A 19,295-nucleotide genomic window follows, 5' to 3' on the forward strand; every position below is an offset into this window, starting at 1 on the left:
CCTGCTTTATGACCTCAACTTTGGGAGCTATATACACCACGTAGTCTTTAAACTCGCTCACGTCATAAGCACTCTTACTTGTCGCAGTCTCTATATCCACACCGTGACTAGTGGGCATATCCCAACCATTACAGTTAGGCATTGGCTTTCAGTCACATCCTTTCCCCTTATGGGGTTAGGGGTCGAGAGTGAAGTCACCTTCACCCTCTCCCATTCAGAACCGTGCTTGATAGTTTCCCATCACACGGCTCCTGGTGTGGATACCCTATTTGTCAAAGGAGCAGAATCAAGAGACCTGCTTTCTACTTCGATGTTCAGAGCTATATGCACCACGTAGTCTTTAAACTCGTCCTCGCCATTATACTCTTACTGACCGCAGTATCTATATCCCCACCGTGACCTGTGGGCATATCCCCACCATGACAATTGGGCTTTAGCTTCTGGTCACATCCTTCACCCTCTAAGGTTAGGGGTCGAGAGTGAAGTCACCTTCACCCTCTCCCATTCAGAACCGTGCTTGATAGTTTCCCATCACACGGCTCCTGGTGTGGATACCCTATTTGTCAAAGGAGCAGAATCAAGAGACCTGCTTTCTACTTCGATGTTCAGAGCTATATGCACCACGTAGTCTTTAAACTCGTCCTCGCCATTATACTCTTACTGACCGCAGTATCTATATCCCCACCGTGACCTGTGGGCATATCCCAACCATGACAATTGGGCTTTAGCTTCTGGTCACATCCTTCACCCTCTAAGCATGCGCTTACATTTTTCACTACTGCCTTGTGAATAGCATTACTCACTGGTTTATAGGCAGAGCATTAGAGGGGTTACAACGTTCCGATTATATGGGCATTCCATCGTTAGATTTGTCCTCTCCGCCGGGGTACTTTTAAAGGTCTGTGTAGGTAGTCGCACGAACCCCCTACTTTTCCCCTTGCCCTTTTGAGCGCAGCGTGTCAACCTATTTCGCTGCTAGTGTATTACGATGGTTCAAGTCGGACATTCGGTCTTGCTAATCATAGATGGTTGGCAGTGGTCGCGTCTTGGTAGTAGGTTCTACCTCACGCCTTCCGTTCCCCGCTTCAATCCTGGAGTTATGATTTCCAAAACTGGGGGTGGCTATCGCCGTTACTCTCTACTCCCTGATTTCTCAGTTCGTTTATGACCTTGAGTTCCCTGCCTTGCTTAGTTCCCTAAGCGTCGGGACATATAACCAGTTATGAGGATGGTCAGGAGAGGTCTCCTTATATCCAGATTCGGAGCTGGAATCCTCACCGGGTAGTTATTTCGGGCATTTCAGCCCTATTTCATACCCGAACGTCTCGCACCATGCGCTTACATTTTTCACTACTGCCTTGTGAATAGCATTACTCACTTGTTTATAGGCAGAGCATTAGAGGGGTTACAACGTTCCGATTATATGGGCATTCCATCGTTAGATTTGTCCTCTCCGCCGGGGTACTTTTAAAGGTCTGTGTAGGTAGTCGCACGAACCCCCTACTTTTCCCCTTGCCCTTTTGAGCGCAGCGTGTCAACCTATTTCGCTGCTAGTGTATTACGATGGTTCAAGTCGGACATTCGGTCTTGCTAATCATAGATGGTTGGCAGTGGTCGCGTCTTGGTAGTAGGTTCTACCTCACGCCTTCCGTTCCCCGCTTCAATCCTGGAGTTATGATTTCCAAAACTGGGGGTGGCTATCGCCGTTACTCTCTACTCCCTGATTTCTCAGTTCGTTTATGACCTTGAGTTCCCTGCCTTGCTTAGTTCCCTAAGCGTCGGGACATATAACCAGTTATGAGGATGGTCAGGAGAGGTCTCCTTATATCCAGATTCGGAGCTGGAATCCTCACCGGGTAGTTATTTCGGGCATTTCAGCCCTATTTCATACCCGAACGTCTCGCACCATGCGCTTACACTTTTCACTACTCTACGAGATGTACTCGCAGAGAGCCCAATAGGGGTTTAAACGTTCCGTATATATGGGCATTCCATCTTTAGATTTGTCCTATCCACCGGGGTACATTTAAAGGTCTGTGTAGGTAGTATAGCAAGACTCCTACTTTTCCCCTTACTCTTTTGAGCGCAGCGTGTCAACCTATTTCGCTACTTTATAATGACGATGGTTCAGGCCAGACATTCGGTTTCCCTAATCATGGATGGTTGGCAGTGGTCGCCTATAGTAGTAGGTTCTACATCACGCCTTCCGTTCCCCGCTTCAATCCCAGATTTGTGATTTCTGAAACTGGGGGTGGCTACCGCCTTTACTCTTTCCCATAATCGCCCCAAGTGAGTTATAATACTCCTCCTAGGTAATACTTGGACGGTATATTGCGATTTCTTAAAATGGGATTGACCTTGAGTTCCCTGCCTTGCTTAGAATCACAACTTCCTAAGCGTTGGGACATATATACAGTTAAGGGGTAAACTGGTCGAGTCAGTCTATCTCCCTCTAGGAGGTTATTTCAGGCATTGCAGCCTTATTTCACTCCTAAACGTCTCGCACTTCTAAATTTATACTGGCGTTCAAATCTCTATCAATCTTCAGCCCACAGTTCTGACATTCAAAAGTCCGACGGACTAGGGGCATTTTTTGACGATGGCCACAGTTAGAACAAAGTTGACTGGATGGATAAAATCTATCCGCAATCATTAACTTTGAACCATAACGTTCTGCCTTGTCACCTAGTTGCCGACGGAACTCATAAAATGAAGCATCAGCGATAGAACCCGCCAAACAATGATTTTTCAACATTCCAGACACATTCAAATCTTCAATGACTACTTGGCTGTGGTTTTTAGCCAAAAAAGTAGTGATTTTATGAATCGTGTCCCGCCGAATGTTTGCTACTCTTTGATGTAGCTTTTGAACTTTTAAGAGACATTTGGCCCAATTTTTCGAGCCTTTGACTTTGCGACTTAAATGACGTTGTAATCGAGCTAGTTTTTTGGTCGCTGCTTTATAAGCCTTGGGATTAGAGAATTTTGTCCCATCGGAGCAAGTCGCCAAATTGTTAATTCCTAGGTCTACCCCGATTCTCTCTCGATATTTCGGTGTAATTTCTGGCGTGATTTCTACGAAAAAGCTAATATACCAGTCACCTGCTTGGCGCGTTATAGTGACTTTCTTAACCCAACTTTCGGGTAGACCCTCAAATGTAGAAACCCAGCCCACAAAAGGCAGCTTATGGCGAGTTCCTGACAGATTGAATGGCCTTCCGGAATTGTCAAGCGTAAAACTATCATGGTGGCCTTTCTTCTTAAATTTAGGATAACTGCTTATTCCCTTGAAGAAGCGCTTAAAGGCATCCCCTAGATTAATGAAGGCATATTGATCAACTTTAGAAGACAATTCAGACATCCAAGGATATTGAGGTTTCACATAATTCGTAAAAACCTTTTTGATGGAGTTGACGTTAGGCTTGAGTCCCTCTTCATAAGCTGACATCCATAAGTGTAATCCCCAATTGAACACAAATCGAGCATACCCAGCGTGTTTGGCCATCAAGGTAGCTTGACGGTGATTGAGTTTGAGTTTTGTCCGGAAAGCTTTGTAAGGGTTATGGTCGAAAGGGAAGTCACCTTCCCCAACTCCACTTCCAAACCGTACTTGAGACTTTCACCTCATACGGCTCCTAATGTAGATACCCTTTTTGTCACTAGGAACAGGGTTACGAACCCCCGCTTTATGATTCCAACTTTGGGAGCTTGGCATACAACTCGTAGTCTTTAAACTCGCTCTCGTCATATTACTCCTACTTGTCGCAGTCTCCATATCTACACCGTGACTAGTGGGCATATCCTAATCATTACAATTAGGCATTGGCTTTCAGTCACATCCTTTCCCCTCAATGGTATACGCTTACACTTTTCACTACTCCTTGTGAGTAATATTGCTCACTTTTTTGATAAGGAGAACCAATGAGGAGTTTAAACGTTCCGTTTATATGGGCATTCCATCTTTAGACTTGTCCTCTCCACCGGGGTACTTAAAAAGGTCTGTGTAGGTGTTTTATGCAAAACCCTACTTTTCCCCTTGCTCTTTTGAGCGCAGCGTGGCAACCTATTACGCTGCTAAATCATTACGATGGTTCAAGCCGGACATTCGGTTTCCCTAATCATGGATGGTTGGCAGTGGTCGCATTTGGTAGTAGGTTCTACTTCACGCCTTCCGTTCCCCGCTTCAATCCTGGGGTTATGATTCCCAAAACTGGGGGTGGCTATCGCCGTTACTCTCAACGCAATTGTTAAGGAATCATTAATATTTCCAGTTGGGCGTTTTGACCTTGAGTTCCCTGCCTTGTTTTGTATATTTCTATACCAAACGTTGGGACATATAAACAGTTATGGGATGGTCAGGGTACGAGTCCCTTATATTTCACCAAGGGGGGAAAGTCCCACTAGGAGGTTATTTCAGGCATTGCAGCCTTATTTGACTCCTAAACGTCTCGCACCATGATTGGATTTTACCATGAAGAATCCAACTTGATGAGTATGTCGTCAGGGAAATTTGGCATGGTCTGGGGTTTGACCGTATACTCATTATTGAGTTGCGAATCTTTTTGGGTATTGTACCTTATTGTCCTAAGATGTAAAGCAAATCTTGGATTAAATTCTTGCTCCCGACACCCTGTGGCCTCACAACTGATATAGACCCTAGGGTGGGACACTATCCGCCAACCTAGCCCCACGTCCCCGCGTCCCCAGTTATCCGCTCCGTCACCTTCAACTCTCCCAGATTTCCAAAAAACTTTTTTAGGTAAAACCCTTGTGCAGTGGGGTTTTTGGGGTGTCACTGAAAAAAAGTCAAAATTTTTTTGAAAAAAGGGTTGACAAACCTAGTTAGGTAATATACATTGGTAAATGCGCTCGAAGGGGAGGCAACGAACCGGAACGCGCCCGAACCTAGAAAAACTAATAGTTTGAAAGCTTAATGACCACCCCAGGTCAATGAATTTATCGGCTACTACTCAGGTTTACCTGAGAGTTAGCCACAGTATAAGCCAGGAGTTCAGAAAAAGCAAGCTGAACTCGTGAAATCCAAAAAATCGGTCTTAGTGCCGACAACACGGAGAGTTTGATCCTGGCTCAGGATGAACGCTGGCGGTCTGCTTAACACATGCAAGTCGAACGGGCTCTTCGGAGCTAGTGGCGGACGGGTGAGTAACACGTGAGAATCTGGCTCCCGGTCGGGGACAACAGAGGGAAACTTCTGCTAATCCCGGATGAGCCGAAAGGTAAAAGATTTATCGCCGGGAGATGAGCTCGCGTCTGATTAGCTAGTTGGTGAGGTAAAGGCTCACCAAGGCGACGATCAGTAGCTGGTCTGAGAGGATGATCAGCCACACTGGGACTGAGACACGGCCCAGACTCCTACGGGAGGCAGCAGTGGGGAATTTTCCGCAATGGGCGCAAGCCTGACGGAGCAAGACCGCGTGGGGGAGGAAGGCTCTTGGGTTGTAAACCCCTTTTCTCAAGGAAGAACACAATGACGGTACTTGAGGAATAAGCCTCGGCTAACTCCGTGCCAGCAGCCGCGGTAATACGGAGGAGGCAAGCGTTATCCGGAATGATTGGGCGTAAAGCGTCCGTAGGTGGCTGTTCAAGTCTGCTGTCAAAGACAGTGGCTTAACTACTGAAAGGCAGTGGAAACTGAACAGCTAGAGTACGGTAGGGGCAGAGGGAATTCCCGGTGTAGCGGTGAAATGCGTAGATATCGGGAAGAACACCGGTGGCGAAAGCGCTCTGCTGGGCCGTAACTGACACTGAGGGACGAAAGCTAGGGGAGCGAATGGGATTAGATACCCCAGTAGTCCTAGCCGTAAACGATGGAAACTAGGTGTAGCCTGTATCGACCCGGGCTGTGCCGAAGCTAACGCGTTAAGTTTCCCGCCTGGGGAGTACGCACGCAAGTGTGAAACTCAAAGGAATTGACGGGGGCCCGCACAAGCGGTGGAGTATGTGGTTTAATTCGATGCAACGCGAAGAACCTTACCAGGGCTTGACACGTCCCGGAATCTTGGTGAAAGCCGAGAGTGCCTTCGGGAGCCGGAACACAGGTGGTGCATGGCTGTCGTCAGCTCGTGTCGTGAGATGTTGGGTTAAGTCCCGCAACGAGCGCAACCCTCGTCCTTAGTTGCCATCATTCAGTTGGGCACTTTAGGGAGACTGCCGGTGACAAACCGGAGGAAGGTGGGGATGACGTCAAGTCATCATGCCCCTTACGTCCTGGGCTACACACGTACTACAATGGGGGGGACAAAGGGTAGCCAAGACGCGAGTCTGAGCCAATCCCGTAAACCTCTCCTCAGTTCAGATTGCAGGCTGCAACTCGCCTGCATGAAGGAGGAATCGCTAGTAATCGCAGGTCAGCATACTGCGGTGAATCCGTTCCCGGGCCTTGTACACACCGCCCGTCACACCATGGAAGTTAGCCACGCCCGAAGTCGTTACTCTAACCGTTCGCGGAGGAGGATGCCGAAGGCAGGGCTGATGACTGGGGTGAAGTCGTAACAAGGTAGCCGTACCGGAAGGTGTGGCTGGATCACCTCCTTTTTAGGGAGACCTACTTCAGGACATCGTGCGATGATAATAATAGCCGAGTCTTGAGGTCATCCTTAGGTCGGATGGGGCGGTCAGAGAGCTTTCAAACTTTAGGGTTCGTGTTATGGGCTATTAGCTCAGGTGGTTAGAGCGCACCCCTGATAAGGGTGAGGTCCCTGGTTCAAGTCCAGGATGGCCCACATCCACCCCAAACTGGGGGTATAGCTCAGTTGGTAGAGCGCTGCCTTTGCACGGCAGAAGTCAGCGGTTCGAGTCCGCTTACCTCCACTCTCCTAGAATTAGGTGCTAGTTGGGGTGAGGTAGTCTTGAATTGAGAAATTGAGAGTTGGTGACTGTACAGCTCCTAAGTCTGTAGATGTTAATCTAGGACTAGATAGCTGGACATAAGTTCCAGTCAGAACCTTGAAAACTGCATAGAGAAAAGCATAATGGTGTAGGAAAACGTCGTAAAGACAATTCCAATGTAGGTCAAGCTACAAAGGGCTAACGGTGGATTCCTAGGCACACAGAGGCGATGAAGGACGTGGCGACCCACGAAAGGCTTCGGGGAGCTGGAAGCAAGCTTTGAGCCGAAGATGTCCGAATGGGGCAACCCAGAAACAGCTCGCTGAATCCATAGGCGAGTATGAGCGAACCCGGTGAACTGAAACATCTTAGTAGCCGGAGGAAGAGAAAGCAATAGCGATTTCCCAAGTAGTGGTGAGCGAACGGGAAACAGCCTAAACCAATGGGATTTCCCGTTGGGGTTGTGGGACAGTCATCAGAGACCGCCGAGGCTAGACGAAGCAGTTGAATACTGCACCAGAGAAGGTGAAAGTCCTGTAGTCGAAAGCCAAAACGGCTCGACTGTATCCCGAGTAGCACGGAGCCCGTGAAATTCCGTGTGAATCTGCCTCGACCACGAGGTAAGGCTAAATACTCCTGTGTGACCGATAGAGAACCAGTACCGTGAGGGAAAGGTGAAAAGAACCCCGGGAGGGGAGTGAAATAGAACCTGAAACCGTTAGCCTACAAGCAGTGGGAGGACGATTTAACGTCTGACCGCGTGCCTGTTGAAGCATGAGCCGGCGAGTTACAAGTTATGGCAGGTTAAGACCGAATAGGTTGCAGCCCAAGCGAAAGCGAGTCTGAATAGGGCGTTACGTCATAATTTGTAGACCCGAACCCGGGTGATCTAACCATGTCCAGGATGAAGCTTGGGTAAAACCAAGTGGAGGTCCGAACCGACCGATGTTGAAAAATCGGCGGATGAGGTGTGGTTAGGGGTGAAATGCCAATCGAACCCGGAGCTAGCTGGTTCTCCCCGAAATGCGTTGAGGCGCAGCGGTTGAGGTTTAAACCTGGGGGTAAAGCACTGTTTCGGTGCGGGCTGCGAGAGCGGTACCAAATCGAGACAAACTCTGAATACCAGGGGAACACTCAACCAGTGAGACGGTGGGGGATAAGCTTCATCGTCAAGAGGGAAACAGCCCAGACCACCAGCTAAGGTCCCCAAATCACTACTAAGTGATAAAGGAGGTGGGAGTGCCCAGACAACCAGGAGGTTTGCCTAGAAGCAGCCATCCTTAAAAGAGTGCGTAATAGCTCACTGGTCAAGCGCTCCTGCGCCGAAAATGAACGGGGCTAAGTAGTGTACCGAAGCTGTGGAATAGGCAACTATTGGTAGGGGAGCGTTCTGTAGTAGTGTGAAGCACTAGCGGCAAGCAGGTGTGGACGAATCAGAAGTGAGAATGTCGGCTTAAGTAGCGAAAATGTGGGTGAGAATCCCACACCCCGAAACCCTAAGGGTTCCTCCGGACGGCTCGTCCGCGGAGGGTTAGTCAGGACCTAAGGCGAGGCTGAAAAGCGTAGTCGATGGACAACGGGTTAACATTCCCGTACCGTTTGCAGTTGATGAAGGGGGACGAAGTAGGTGTTCGTCATCCGGATGTTGGTTACCGGTGCAAGTGTTCGAGGTGTTGAGGTCTGGTGAAAACAGACTGAGCTGAGGCACGAGTCCGACCCGCTACGGCGGGGAAGTGATAGTCATCAGGCTTCCTAGAAAAGCCCTATACATCTTAAACTGTAAATGCCTGTACCCGAAACCGACACAGGTGGGGTGGTTGAGAATACTAAGGGGCGCGAGGTAACTCTCTCTAAGGAACTCGGCAAAATGGCTCCGTAACTTCGGGAGAAGGAGTGCCTGCCGAAAGGTAGGTGGCACTGAAGAGGCCCAGGCGACTGTTTACCAAAAACACAGGTCTCCGCTAAGTCGCAAGACGATGTATGGGGGCTGACGCCTGCCCAGTGCCGGAAGGTTAAGGAAGTCGGTTAGGAGTAATCTGAAGCTGATGACCGAAGCCCCGGTGAACGGCGGCCGTAACTATAACGGTCCTAAGGTAGCGAAATTCCTTGTCGGGTAAGTTCCGACCCGCACGAAAGGCGTAACGATCTGGGCGCTGTCTCGGAGAGAGACTCGGCGAAATAGAATTGTCTGTGAAGATACGGACTACCTGCACCCGGACAGAAAGACCCTATGAAGCTTTACTGTAGCCTGGAATTGGGTTCGGGCTTCGCTTGCGCAGGATAGGTGGGAGGCTGTGAAGAATTCCTTGTGGGGGATTCTGAGCCATCGGTGAGATACCACTCTGGCGAAGCTAGAATTCTAACCTTTTCCCGTTATCCGGGAAAGAGACAGTTTCAGGGGGGCAGTTTGACTGGGGCGGTCGCCTCCTAAATGGTAACGGAGGCGCGCAAGGGTTCCCTCAGGCTGGTTGGAAATCAGCCGTAGAGTGCAAAGGCATAAGGGAGCTTGACTGCAAGACCTACAAGTCGAGCAGGGACGAAAGTCGGCCTTAGTGATCCGACGGTGCTGCGTGGAAAGGCCGTCGCTCAACGGATAAAAGTTACTCTAGGGATAACAGGCTGATCTCCCCCAAGAGTTCACATCGACGGGGAGGTTTGGCACCTCGATGTCGGCTCATCGCAACCTGGGGCGGTAGTACGTCCCAAGGGTTGGGCTGTTCGCCCATTAAAGCGGTACGTGAGCTGGGTTCAGAACGTCGTGAGACAGTTCGGTCCATATCCGGTGCAGGCGTAAGAGCATTGAGAGGAGCCTTCCCTAGTACGAGAGGACCGGGAAGGACGCACCGCTGGTGTACCTGTTATCGTGCCAACGGTATACGCAGGGTAGCCATGTGCGGAGCGGATAACCGCTGAAAGCATCTAAGTGGGAAGCCCACCTCAAGATGAGTGCTCTCACTGGGTTAGCCAGGTAAGGTCACGGGAAGATTACCCGTTAATAGATGTCAGGTGGAAGTCCAGTAATGGATGTAGCCGAGGCACACTAACAGACCGAGGGCTTGACCTCTTTTACACTCGCTTTTTCTCTATGCAGCCTTGAAGGTTTCTGTTTTACACTACAATTTAATATGATGACTCTGCCTCTTTCTTCATCATTAGATTGAGGCTTTGTTTTTTATTGGCATCAAAAAAGTGTCGGCTTAATACAAGCCGACTTGATATTAAATCGTCACAGGAGACTCAACATAAATATTCGGTTCTTGCATATTGTACTTAATGCCATACCGCTTGAGTCTTTCCGTCAAACTTTGATTAGTTGATGCTAGTAAACTCTTACGCAGTGAAATGGCATTTTCACTAGAACCTAAAATAAAGAATGTCACCCTAGCGCGAAGATTACCCGTTTCTCCATAATTAAATAGGGAAATCTGGGTGCTTCCGGGGTCTATACCAAAAACTGAATCGGTACATTCTTTAATGGCTTGTTCTACTAAAGCCTGTTCGCGATCGTCAAGTTGAGTGATAAAATCCAGATATAGTAAAACCATCACTTTTTTACCACGACTGATATTTTCGATCGCCAGCCTCATTAAATTAGAGTTGGGAATAATTGCCAAAGTTCCCTTAGCTGCAATCCGAATTTTAGTAGACCGTAACCCAATAGATTCTACTCTCCCATAAATACCCTCAAGATCATCACCACGTTTTGGTAGTCGGATATATTCTCCACGGACAAACGGACGATCTAAACGTAAAACTATTGTGCCTAAAATCTGTTCTAAGGTGCTTTGGGCGGCAAATGCTACCGCTAAACCACTTACTGAAGCCCCTGCTACTAATGCACCTAGGGGCAGTTGTTGACTTTGGGCAAATGCGATCGCTGCTGTAAATCCAATTAAAACATTGGCAATGGTTTCAAATACCAAAAAAGTCTCGTCAACTTCCATGCCATATTTTCGGATAATCGGAATACCATAAATCCGCACCAATTGCCTAAATAACCGGGAGGCTAACCAGGCTATACTAGCAATTAGGGCTAGACTAACAAAGGGGCGAATAAAACGATATAAAGCCCGATTTTCTTCTAACCAAATCATTGACATAGAAATCAGAGTAAAAATGCCAACCATCCTAAAAGGTTGTTGGATAGGTCGCACAAAGTTCTCGGAAATTTCTTTTCCATTGATAGGTATAGCCCGCCTAATAATATATTGTATGAGGCTAGGGGTGTATTTTCCTATTAAGCAAGATATCAATACAAAGATTATGAAAATCAGAGGCTTAGGAATAGAATATTCCTGAATAATCTCAAAAATTGCGGCATCAGGATCAATGGGGTTCCACATGATGGTATTTAGCGTTTTAACTGTAATTAGACTGTGATGGGTGAATCAACGTAAATATTTTGATCTTCGATATCAAAGGCGATTCCGTATTGCTGTAAATTCATGCTAATGTCTTGACTGGCTAGATCGAGCATCTGACGGCGCAGTTCTAAGTTATTACGATTAGCACCTAATATAAAGAAGGTTACTTGGGCTTGAGTTTTGTTTTCTCCGGTGATTGGCTGTAAATTCTTAAAGCTAACATCAGTGCCTCTAGGGTCAATACCAAAGGTGTTTTTAGTGCTTTCTAAAATCACTTGACGGATGAGAGCTTGTTCCTCAGAGTCAATGGCAGAATGAAAGGTTAATCCTAGGATGGATATAATTTTTCTGGCTCCGGTATAGTTTTCTATACTGAGTTGAGTTAGGGAACTATTAGGGACTATAACTATGGTTCCTTTTCCTGATGTGCGAATTTTGGTCGATCGCAATCCCAAAGATTCTACCCGCCCGAAAGTCCCATCAGGTAAACCGATATAATCATCAACGACAAACGGGCGATCCAGATACAGAACAATTCCCCCTAGAATTTGGCTGAGGGTATTTTGAGCTGCAAAAGCGACAGCCAAACCACCTACCCCTAAACTAGCAATTAATCCGACAATATTAATTTGGTGAGTCTGAGCAAATACAACAATTGCGACTAGAATAATTACGCAGTTGGCTAGAATTTTGCCTACCAATAAAAACTCACTGTTAATATTGCGACCTTGTTTTGAGGCTACGTCAATAATATATAAGTCAAAAAATCTCTTAAATATTTGAGAAGCCAACCAACTGAGCAGAATGGTTAGGGATAAACTGATGATAACTTCTAGGAAACCTAGAGCGATGCTCAAGGGAGAATTAACCCATATAATTTCAATGATCACCAACAATACAGCGACAGCAGCCGGGATTTTATAGGATGATAAAATCTCAGAATAACTAGATATGCGTTCTTCAGGAATCAACTTAGCGATCGCCATTCGCCATAGTTTTGGTAGTAGCCATAAACCCATCAAAGCGGAGATTAACCCCAACAGTACCAATACCAATTTCAGTAGAGGATTAAACCCCAAAACGATCGCATCTGATGTTGTTTCAACCATAAACCATTCAACTCTCAACCATAACCAGGACTCGTTGAGAAGATATCAAGGCATCCATTAGTGGTGAATGTGTGTATCAGACATCGCCATCACCCGTTAACCCGTTAACCCGCAATCCTTTACCAGAACCAGACTCAACCAGAGTACCTGATCTAATTATAAAGGGCGATCGCACCTAGCGCCATCCATCTCCAGGCATAAATTCTTCTCAGCACCATCTGCCCAAGCTACAATATGCTAAGATCAAGAATTGTGTAAATTTAACCAACCGTAAAATTCTCAACTATGGCTCTGACACAACAAGATAAGCAAAAAATCATGGCCGAGCATCAAGCTCACGAAACAGACACCGGATCTTCCGATCTACAGGTAGCCATGCTCACCGAAAGAATTAACCGACTCAGCCAACACCTCAAAGCCAATAAGCATGATCACGCTTCCCGTCGTGGCCTTCTCCAGATTATCGGACGCAGAAAAAGATTATTAGCCTATATTAATAAACAGGATCAGCAACGCTATCGCGAACTGATCACCCGTTTGGGAATCCGGGGCTAAATCCGATAGCAGATTTACCCAATCGTACCAAATTCCTGTCAACCCACCCACAGCACTCACAATCTACCATGTCCTCCGATCGCCCCCGCCAACCACTTCCCTTTGAACCGAAAAAAACCCGCAAAAAGCAGGCTGAAAGTAGCAAACCAGCCGCCTCAGACCAGGGAAAATCGGATAAATCGGCTTCGCCCAAGGTAGCTAAAACCCCAAAAACTAGCCGCACATCGGACACCTCTGCGCCCCGCCGTCAACCTAGACGGGAAGATATGACTATTCCGGAAGTAGTCAGTCAGCGGATGGTGTCCCGGATGGTGGTTTTATCCGGTATTCCTCTGTTAATGGCTATATCTACCTTTGTGGGCAGTTATTTTATTGTCACCAATGAGATATTCCCCCTACCCAACACAGCAGTCTTGCTGGTGAGTCTGGGGTGCTTTGGCTTGAGTGTGGTGGGTCTTAGCTACGGAGTTCTCTCGGCTTCCTGGGACGAAAACCTAAGTGGGAGTTTCCTCGGCTGGCAGGAATTTAAGATCAACCTAGGGCGGGCGATAGAGGCTTGGAAAGAAAGTCGCCAGCCAAGTTCACCCAAAAATTAAAAAAGCCTACAGGAATTCCCTTACCCGAAAAGGTAGGGGATGAAAAGAATTTAAAGCGTAAACAACAGCAACTATCCCGAAAGCAGAAAGGGTCTAATAGCCTTAATAAAGCCGGAACCAAGAAAGTCGCTAGAGTTTACGGTAAAATCACTAACTGTCGTGAGGATTTTATACACAAGCGATCGCGTAGGATAGTAGGCGAAAACCAAGTCATTGTGACGGAGAATCTAAATGTCAAAGACATGATGAAAAACCACTGTCTGGCTGACCTTGAAAAAGTGGGATGGGGAATGTTTATGACTATGCTTAAATACGCGGAAAATGATGGTTAAAGTTTATCAAGAAGTTGATAGGTTTTTCCTTCAGATAAAACTTGTGATGTGGGCTTAAATCAGGTGGGTAGTTTACGGCTTGACATCAGGGAATAGACTTGTGAAAATTGCCAAACCAAACAGGATAGAGATATTCACTGAGCGATTTCTCTCAGAGATGAGGGGCTACGAGTTTTTACCTGTGGGACGCGGGGCAAAGCTGATCGTCAGACTGTTGGTGATTAGAGGGGGATTCACTGGTAATAACCAGATATTTCGGGAAATATTTTTCTAAGTATGGTAGTCTATTGAGTAGAGAGTTAAGCAATAGCCAAAGATGGTTTGCTGAAGCATCAAGTAGCTGACTATAGCTATATTGTAGTGAGCAGTTGAATAGACCACCAGAATGGACTCAACAATAGCGCTTTTAACCTAACTGTTAAAGGCTCTTAGAGTGACACATCATCTGGCGTGATTACTTCACTTCAGATGGTGCCCTACTCAGAAACTTCCGGCTCTGGCCAGATTTTTCGGGGTTAAATGTATCTGTAAGTCATAGTAGTAGAGGACCAAAGACATCTACTACTGTGCTGGTCTCTGGGTAAGAATCCGGCGCTGTATGCTTGCGTAGCGCGTAGGGACAGTTGACATTAGGTCTGTACCCTTTATTAGCCACTCAAAAATGGTGGCTGCGACAATTTTGTGAGGTTTACATGATTATTGTAATGAAAGTTGGCTCTCCAGAAGCCGAAATCGAACGTCTTAGTGATGAACTCCGCAGCGGTTGGGGTTTAACACCAGAAAAAATCGTCGGAAAACATAAAGTTGTAATTGGGCTAGTAGGAGAAACAGCAGGTCTTGATCCCCTACAACTCCAGGAAATTAGCCCATTTATTGAACAGGTGTTACGAGTCGAAAAACCCTACAAACGTGCTAGTCGGGAATTTCGTCACGGCGAGTCCAGTGATGTAGCTGTTACCACTCCCAGTGGAATAGTTCACTTTGGCGAAAATCGTCCCCTAGTGGTGGTGGCGGGTCCCTGTTCGGTAGAAAATGAACAAATGATCGTGGAGACGGCGCTGCGGGTGAAAGCTGCTGGGGCGAAGTTCTTACGCGGTGGCGCATTTAAACCTCGCACGTCTCCATACGCTTTCCAAGGTCATGGAGAAAGCGCTCTGAACCTTTTAGCTGCTGCGCGTGAAGCGTCAGGACTGGGAGTGATTACGGAGTTAATGGACGCAGACGACTTAGAAAAGTTGTCTGAGGTGGCGGATGTGATCCAAATTGGCGCTCGTAATATGCAGAATTTCTCGCTGCTGAAAAAAGTAGGGGCTCAGGATAAACCAGTATTGCTGAAGCGGGGTATGTCTGCGACTATTGAAGAATGGCTAATGGCCGCAGAATATATCTTAGCGGCGGGTAACCCGAATGTGATTCTGTGTGAACGGGGAATCCGCACTTTCGATCGCCAATATACCCGCAATACCCTTGATTTGTCGGTAATTCCGGTATTGCGATCGCTCACTCACTTACCAATTATGATTGACCCGAGCCACGGCACGGGATTTGCGGAGCACGTTCCATCTATGGCTAGAGCGGCGATCGCCGCCGGGACAGACTCCCTGATGATCGAAGTTCACCCCAACCCAGCCAAAGCCATGTCAGATGGTCCCCAATCCCTGACTCCGGCAGATTTTGATCAACTAATGCAAGACCTATCGGTTATTGGTAAATCGGTTAATCGCTGGTCGGAGAAGTCAGTTGCAGTCCCCGCCTAGTCTAATAAAGGTTTAACCACCATATAAGTCTCAAATGCACGGGTTAAGGCTCGTGCATTATTTATTAGTCTGTATGGGAGGAATCACTATTTTTAATCAGCATATCCACCTGATGGGTGACATTTTTAAGTAGCTGGTACAGCAGAGGCAAATTTTCCGATGAGAGATTAGCGGAATTACAATGTCCTTGCAAGTCATTAAGTTTCCTTTGCAATTGTTGAGCCAGACGCAAAGCATCCAAACTCAATTTTGATAGTTGTTGCTGTTGATAAAACTTTAAAGCCGCTCCTCGTAATACCTGTAAATTAGCTTCCTCGCCATAATTCCCAGGAACCAATCGCAGCCGCAACAGCAGATGAGTATTATAATAAATCCGCTCAATTTCTATCTGTTTGGGTTGGGAAATTGGTAGCATAGGCAGTTTCACCAACCGCTTTAACTCATTAATCACCCATTGAAACTGCGATGGTTCTAAATTATCAATAACAGACTTGAGAATACCATTTTGGCTCCATAAAATCCGTCCTTTGGATTCTTGCCTCTCAAAATACAGTCGGCCAATACCCTCCAACAACACCCTAGCTAGTAACTCTTCCAATAACTTGGGTGGTGGTAACTTGGCCAGTCGCTCTATGGGACTACTGAGGTATTCGGGACGAAGATCCAGCTTAGGTAACATTTCATTAATCTTTGAGGCTGGAGGTTGTTTAGCCTTTGGTAGTCTTGGGGAATCTGGCGGGGATGTTTCCCCGGAGGCTAATGGTTCATCGGGAGGGGTAGGAGAGTTATCTAAAGGAGTTTTTTCGGTGGTGGGTTTTTCGCTATGGTACAAATAAGCAGTCAGAATGGAGCGATGGCTCTCAGCCGAAATCGGCTGACTGACAACAGAGCAATTTAGATATGCTAATATCTGGTGGGCATAATTTATGGCTAATTCATCATCAGGATCGACCATACCTAAGTAAAGGGTATTATCCTTGAGAGATATGGGCAAAATCCGATGATGAAGACAGACTTCAAAAGGCAAAATACTATCAACTAATGGAAAAATCTGTCCAGCATCTAAATATTCCATTTCGCCTGTTTCCGAATTTGTTAACATGAGCCAACTTGACAATAGTAACTATCTTTGGTTTCCTGAAAATTTAACTTAAACCGGCAATTATTAATGATTCTAGTTTGTGGATTTACTGTGTCACGGTTTTTACTGTCAGGTACAAAACTTGACGGGATTTGATATTTATTAGCACACCCATACCCCAATCATAGCACGCTTGGCGATCGCCATTTTCTTGTTTAAACCCCTAGGTAAGTTATTGAGAGTTATGTTCAGAACATTTCTGTCACCGGCCCTCAGTCCCATGATATTACTATCATTATTATCAATACTACTGCCTTATAGTAGTATGGCTGCCACTACTACCCCAGGAGTAGATGTGGCAAAAACGGGAATTTCCCCAAAATTTGCCACGGCCTATCATGTCAGCGATTGGCTACAATATTCTCCTAGTCAACTAGAATTAGTTATTCGCTTAGGAGAACGTCGGGTTTATGTCATGAACAACGCGCGTGTTGTCACTAGCTATCCCATAGCCATTGGTAGAAACGGATGGGAAACCCCCATCGGCCACTATCAGGTTATTCAAATGATCGAAGACCCAACCTGGGAACATCCTCTAAATGGAGATATTATCCCCCCAGGTCGAGATAACCCCCTTGGTAGTCACTGGATTGGATTTTGGACTGATGGCACTAACTACATAGGTTTTCATGGCACCCCCAATGAAGAAACGGTCGGACAAGCCGTTTCCCATGGTTGCGTTCGTATGTTTAACCGGGATGTGTTAGCACTATTTAACAAAGTGCAACTGGGAACTCCCGTCATTGTTGAACCCTAGATTGAGATGAGGATTGGTCATCTATGGAAAAAAATCCCAGGAGACTCTAATATGTCTCCTGTTTTCGCGCTCAGTAGAAAATCGACACCTAATGCGACTAAAATAGACAAATTGCCCGAAATCCTCGAATGCTAACTCAGAAAACCCCTAAACCCCTCCGTTGGCAGCGCAGCAAATACTCACCCCTCACCCGACAGATTGATGTTTTTTCTGCCGCTGGGACGTTTCTGTTCTATTTGTGGTGGGATCGGCTTTGGGGAAATAATGCCTCTGCCACTAAACAAAAGCGGGCAAAATGGTTAATTCAAACCATGCTTGACCTGGGGCCAACATTTATTAAAATTGGACAAGCGCTTTCCACCCGTGCTGATATTCTGCCCTTAGAATATGTGGCGGAGTTAGAAAAACTCCAGGATAAAGTACCTCCTTTTAGTGCCGATCGCGCTGTAGCTATTATTGAGTCAGAATTGGGTAACTCTTTATTTAGCCTTTATCGTGAGTTTAATGAGCGTCCCCTAGCCGCCGCCAGTCTCGGACAAGTTCATCGGGCTAAATTGCATACAGGAGAACAGGTCATAGTTAAGGTTCAACGCCCAGGACTTAAAGAACTTTTTGATCTGGATATGCAAGCCGTCCGTCGTGTGATGCGCTTCTGTCAACGTTCCTTTGCTTGGGCAAGACTCTATGATCTCGATGCTATATATAATGAATTTTTCATGATTTTATATCAGGAAATTGATTATATTAAAGAAGGTAAAAACGCCGATAGATTTCGAGATAATTTTGATAACTATTCGGGAATTATTGTTCCTAAAGTTTACTGGGAATATACCACCCATAAAGTTTTAACTTTGGAATATTTGCCGGGGATTAAGGTTGATGACCGGAAAACTCTACAAGCCTGCGGTGTTGACATTAAACGAGTTAATCAATTAGGGATTTGTTGCTATCTTAAACAGATTTTACAGGATGGCTTTTTTCAAGCAGACCCCCACCCCGGAAATATTGCTGTTAGTTCTAATGGTAGTCTGATTTTCTACGATTTCGGGATGATGGCTGAAATCAAGGCTTTGGCTAAGGATCAGATGATCCGCAGCTTTTTTGCAGTGATGCGAAAAGATGTGGATGTGGTGATTGATACTCTGATTGATATTGGTTTAGTTGAACCGATGTCTGATATGACTCCGGTGCGGCGCTTGATCAGGTTTTTGTTAGATGAATTTACGGAAAAACCTATTGATTTTCAAGCATTTAATGTGATTAAAGATGAGCTTTATATAATGTTTGAACAGCAGCCTTTTCGCCTACCTGCTGAGATGACATTTTTACTGAAATCTTTAACTACTTTAGACGGAGTAGCCCGCGCCCTAGACCCGGAATATAATTTGGTAGACTGCGCTCAACCTTTTATTAAAAGTGTTACTGTTTCTAAGCAGGAACGGGGTAGTTTAGTGGGAGAGTTGACTAAACAGGCGCGAGATTTTATCAATTTTAAATTCAACCAACCTAGCCGCGCTGAGTTATTTATTAGTCGCCTAGAACAACGCATTGAGGAAGGGGAAATTAAGTTTAGGGTTCGTTCGATTGAAAGCGATCGCGCTTTGAAACGGGTTAATTTTGCCCTCAAAACTTTGATTCATGGTTGTTGGTCAGGATTTACTCTGATTTCGGGAATACTATTAATAATTGCTGGTAAAAATGGCTGGGCTGTTTTTTTCCTAGTCATCGCTGGGGTGGGGGTGGTAATATTTTTGCGATCGCTTCTCAACCTCTCCATTCGTGAACGCCTAGACCGCATGGCGGAACAGTAACAGCCTAGCCTCCTCAGTCATCCC

At 46.3% G+C, this 19,295-nt stretch carries 14 protein-coding genes, 2 tRNA genes and 2 rRNA genes; 14 read left to right on the top strand and 4 right to left on the bottom strand.

Annotation, left to right across the window (positions count from 1 at the left end):
* Positions 1 to 988 precede the first annotated feature (988 nt).
* The 3 genes from HFV01_RS15750 (at position 989) to HFV01_RS15760 (ending at position 2,280) form a co-directional block, all read left to right on the top strand.
* Positions 989 to 1,168, top strand: coding sequence for a hypothetical protein (locus HFV01_RS15750; RefSeq protein ID WP_006625930.1), 180 nt, complete (start codon positions 989 to 991; stop codon positions 1,166 to 1,168).
* A gap of 395 nt (positions 1,169 to 1,563) precedes the next feature.
* Entirely contained in the window at positions 1,564 to 1,743 is a 180-nt protein-coding gene (locus HFV01_RS15755; protein WP_006625930.1) for a hypothetical protein, read from the top strand.
* 336 nt (positions 1,744 to 2,079) lie between these two features.
* Positions 2,080 to 2,280 carry a hypothetical protein gene (locus tag HFV01_RS15760; protein ID WP_082113529.1) on the top strand — a complete coding sequence of 67 codons (201 nt, stop codon included), beginning with the start codon at positions 2,080 to 2,082 and terminating at the stop codon, positions 2,278 to 2,280.
* Between the two features lie 211 nt (positions 2,281 to 2,491).
* Here the strand turns inward: HFV01_RS15760 and HFV01_RS15765 are convergent, their stop codons facing one another.
* Entirely contained in the window at positions 2,492 to 3,505 is a 1,014-nt protein-coding gene (locus HFV01_RS15765; protein ID WP_006669263.1) for an RNA-guided endonuclease InsQ/TnpB family protein, read from the bottom strand.
* 539 nt (positions 3,506 to 4,044) lie between these two features.
* On the opposite strand from HFV01_RS15765, the gene HFV01_RS15770 reads away from it, so the two are divergent.
* The 5 genes from HFV01_RS15770 to HFV01_RS15790 all read left to right on the top strand — a co-directional run bounded on the left by HFV01_RS15770 (position 4,045) and on the right by HFV01_RS15790 (position 9,913).
* A complete protein-coding gene (locus HFV01_RS15770; RefSeq protein ID WP_157234380.1) occupies positions 4,045 to 4,251 on the top strand; it encodes a hypothetical protein in 207 nt (68 codons plus the stop codon).
* An 814-nt stretch (positions 4,252 to 5,065) separates the two neighbouring features.
* A 16S ribosomal RNA gene (locus tag HFV01_RS15775) occupies positions 5,066 to 6,555 on the top strand.
* Positions 6,556 to 6,669: 114 nt separating this feature from the next.
* Positions 6,670 to 6,743, top strand: a tRNA-Ile gene (locus HFV01_RS15780).
* A 15-nt stretch (positions 6,744 to 6,758) separates the two neighbouring features.
* Positions 6,759 to 6,831, top strand: a tRNA-Ala gene (locus HFV01_RS15785).
* A 199-nt stretch (positions 6,832 to 7,030) separates the two neighbouring features.
* Positions 7,031 to 9,913: ribosomal RNA gene (locus tag HFV01_RS15790) — 23S ribosomal RNA — on the top strand.
* Together the 16S and 23S rRNA genes with 2 tRNA genes alongside form the textbook arrangement of a ribosomal RNA operon.
* A gap of 154 nt (positions 9,914 to 10,067) precedes the next feature.
* On the opposite strand, the gene HFV01_RS15795 is transcribed toward HFV01_RS15790, so the two are convergent.
* Positions 10,068 to 11,192, bottom strand: a complete 1,125-nt coding sequence (locus HFV01_RS15795) for a mechanosensitive ion channel family protein (RefSeq protein WP_006626138.1) — start codon at positions 11,190 to 11,192, stop codon at positions 10,068 to 10,070.
* Positions 11,193 to 11,218: 26 nt separating this feature from the next.
* Positions 11,219 to 12,322: a mechanosensitive ion channel family protein gene (locus HFV01_RS15800; RefSeq protein ID WP_006626139.1), complete on the bottom strand. Its 1,104-nt coding sequence runs from the start codon at positions 12,320 to 12,322 to the stop codon at positions 11,219 to 11,221.
* 285 nt (positions 12,323 to 12,607) lie between these two features.
* On the opposite strand from HFV01_RS15800, the gene rpsO reads away from it, so the two are divergent.
* The 4 genes from rpsO to aroF all read left to right on the top strand — a co-directional run bounded on the left by rpsO (position 12,608) and on the right by aroF (position 15,562).
* The gene (gene rpsO, locus HFV01_RS15805) at positions 12,608 to 12,877 is read left to right on the top strand and encodes a 30S ribosomal protein S15 (protein WP_006617943.1); all 270 of its coding nucleotides are present in this window, start codon (positions 12,608 to 12,610) and stop codon (positions 12,875 to 12,877) included.
* A 68-nt stretch (positions 12,878 to 12,945) separates the two neighbouring features.
* On the top strand, positions 12,946 to 13,473 hold the full coding sequence (locus tag HFV01_RS15810; RefSeq protein ID WP_006669266.1) for a PAM68 family protein: 528 nt from the start codon (positions 12,946 to 12,948) through the stop codon (positions 13,471 to 13,473).
* On the top strand, positions 13,434 to 13,805 hold the full coding sequence (locus tag HFV01_RS15815; protein ID WP_006626142.1) for a transposase: 372 nt from the start codon (positions 13,434 to 13,436) through the stop codon (positions 13,803 to 13,805). Before HFV01_RS15810 ends, HFV01_RS15815 begins: the two co-directional genes overlap by 40 nt.
* Positions 13,806 to 14,497: 692 nt before the next feature.
* Entirely contained in the window at positions 14,498 to 15,562 is a 1,065-nt protein-coding gene (gene aroF / locus HFV01_RS15820) for a 3-deoxy-7-phosphoheptulonate synthase (RefSeq protein WP_006669267.1), read from the top strand.
* A 64-nt stretch (positions 15,563 to 15,626) separates the two neighbouring features.
* On the opposite strand, the gene HFV01_RS15825 is transcribed toward aroF, so the two are convergent.
* Positions 15,627 to 16,637: a GspE/PulE/PilB domain-containing protein gene (locus tag HFV01_RS15825; protein ID WP_235720205.1), complete on the bottom strand. Its 1,011-nt coding sequence runs from the start codon at positions 16,635 to 16,637 to the stop codon at positions 15,627 to 15,629.
* A 331-nt stretch (positions 16,638 to 16,968) separates the two neighbouring features.
* Here HFV01_RS15825 and HFV01_RS15830 point away from each other — a divergent pair, with 331 nt between their 5' ends.
* Together HFV01_RS15830 and HFV01_RS15835 are read left to right on the top strand one after the other, a co-directional pair.
* The gene (locus HFV01_RS15830) at positions 16,969 to 17,460 is read left to right on the top strand and encodes a L,D-transpeptidase (RefSeq protein WP_008050238.1); all 492 of its coding nucleotides are present in this window, start codon (positions 16,969 to 16,971) and stop codon (positions 17,458 to 17,460) included.
* A 128-nt stretch (positions 17,461 to 17,588) separates the two neighbouring features.
* Positions 17,589 to 19,271 (top strand): ABC1 kinase family protein, encoded by a 1,683-nt coding sequence (locus tag HFV01_RS15835; RefSeq protein ID WP_006626146.1) that lies wholly within the window; start codon positions 17,589 to 17,591, stop codon positions 19,269 to 19,271.
* The last annotated feature ends 24 nt before the right edge of the window (positions 19,272 to 19,295 follow it).

Source organism: Limnospira fusiformis SAG 85.79 (assembly GCF_012516315.1).
In the GTDB taxonomy this organism is placed as follows: Bacteria; Cyanobacteriota; Cyanobacteriia; order Cyanobacteriales; family Microcoleaceae; genus Limnospira; species Limnospira fusiformis.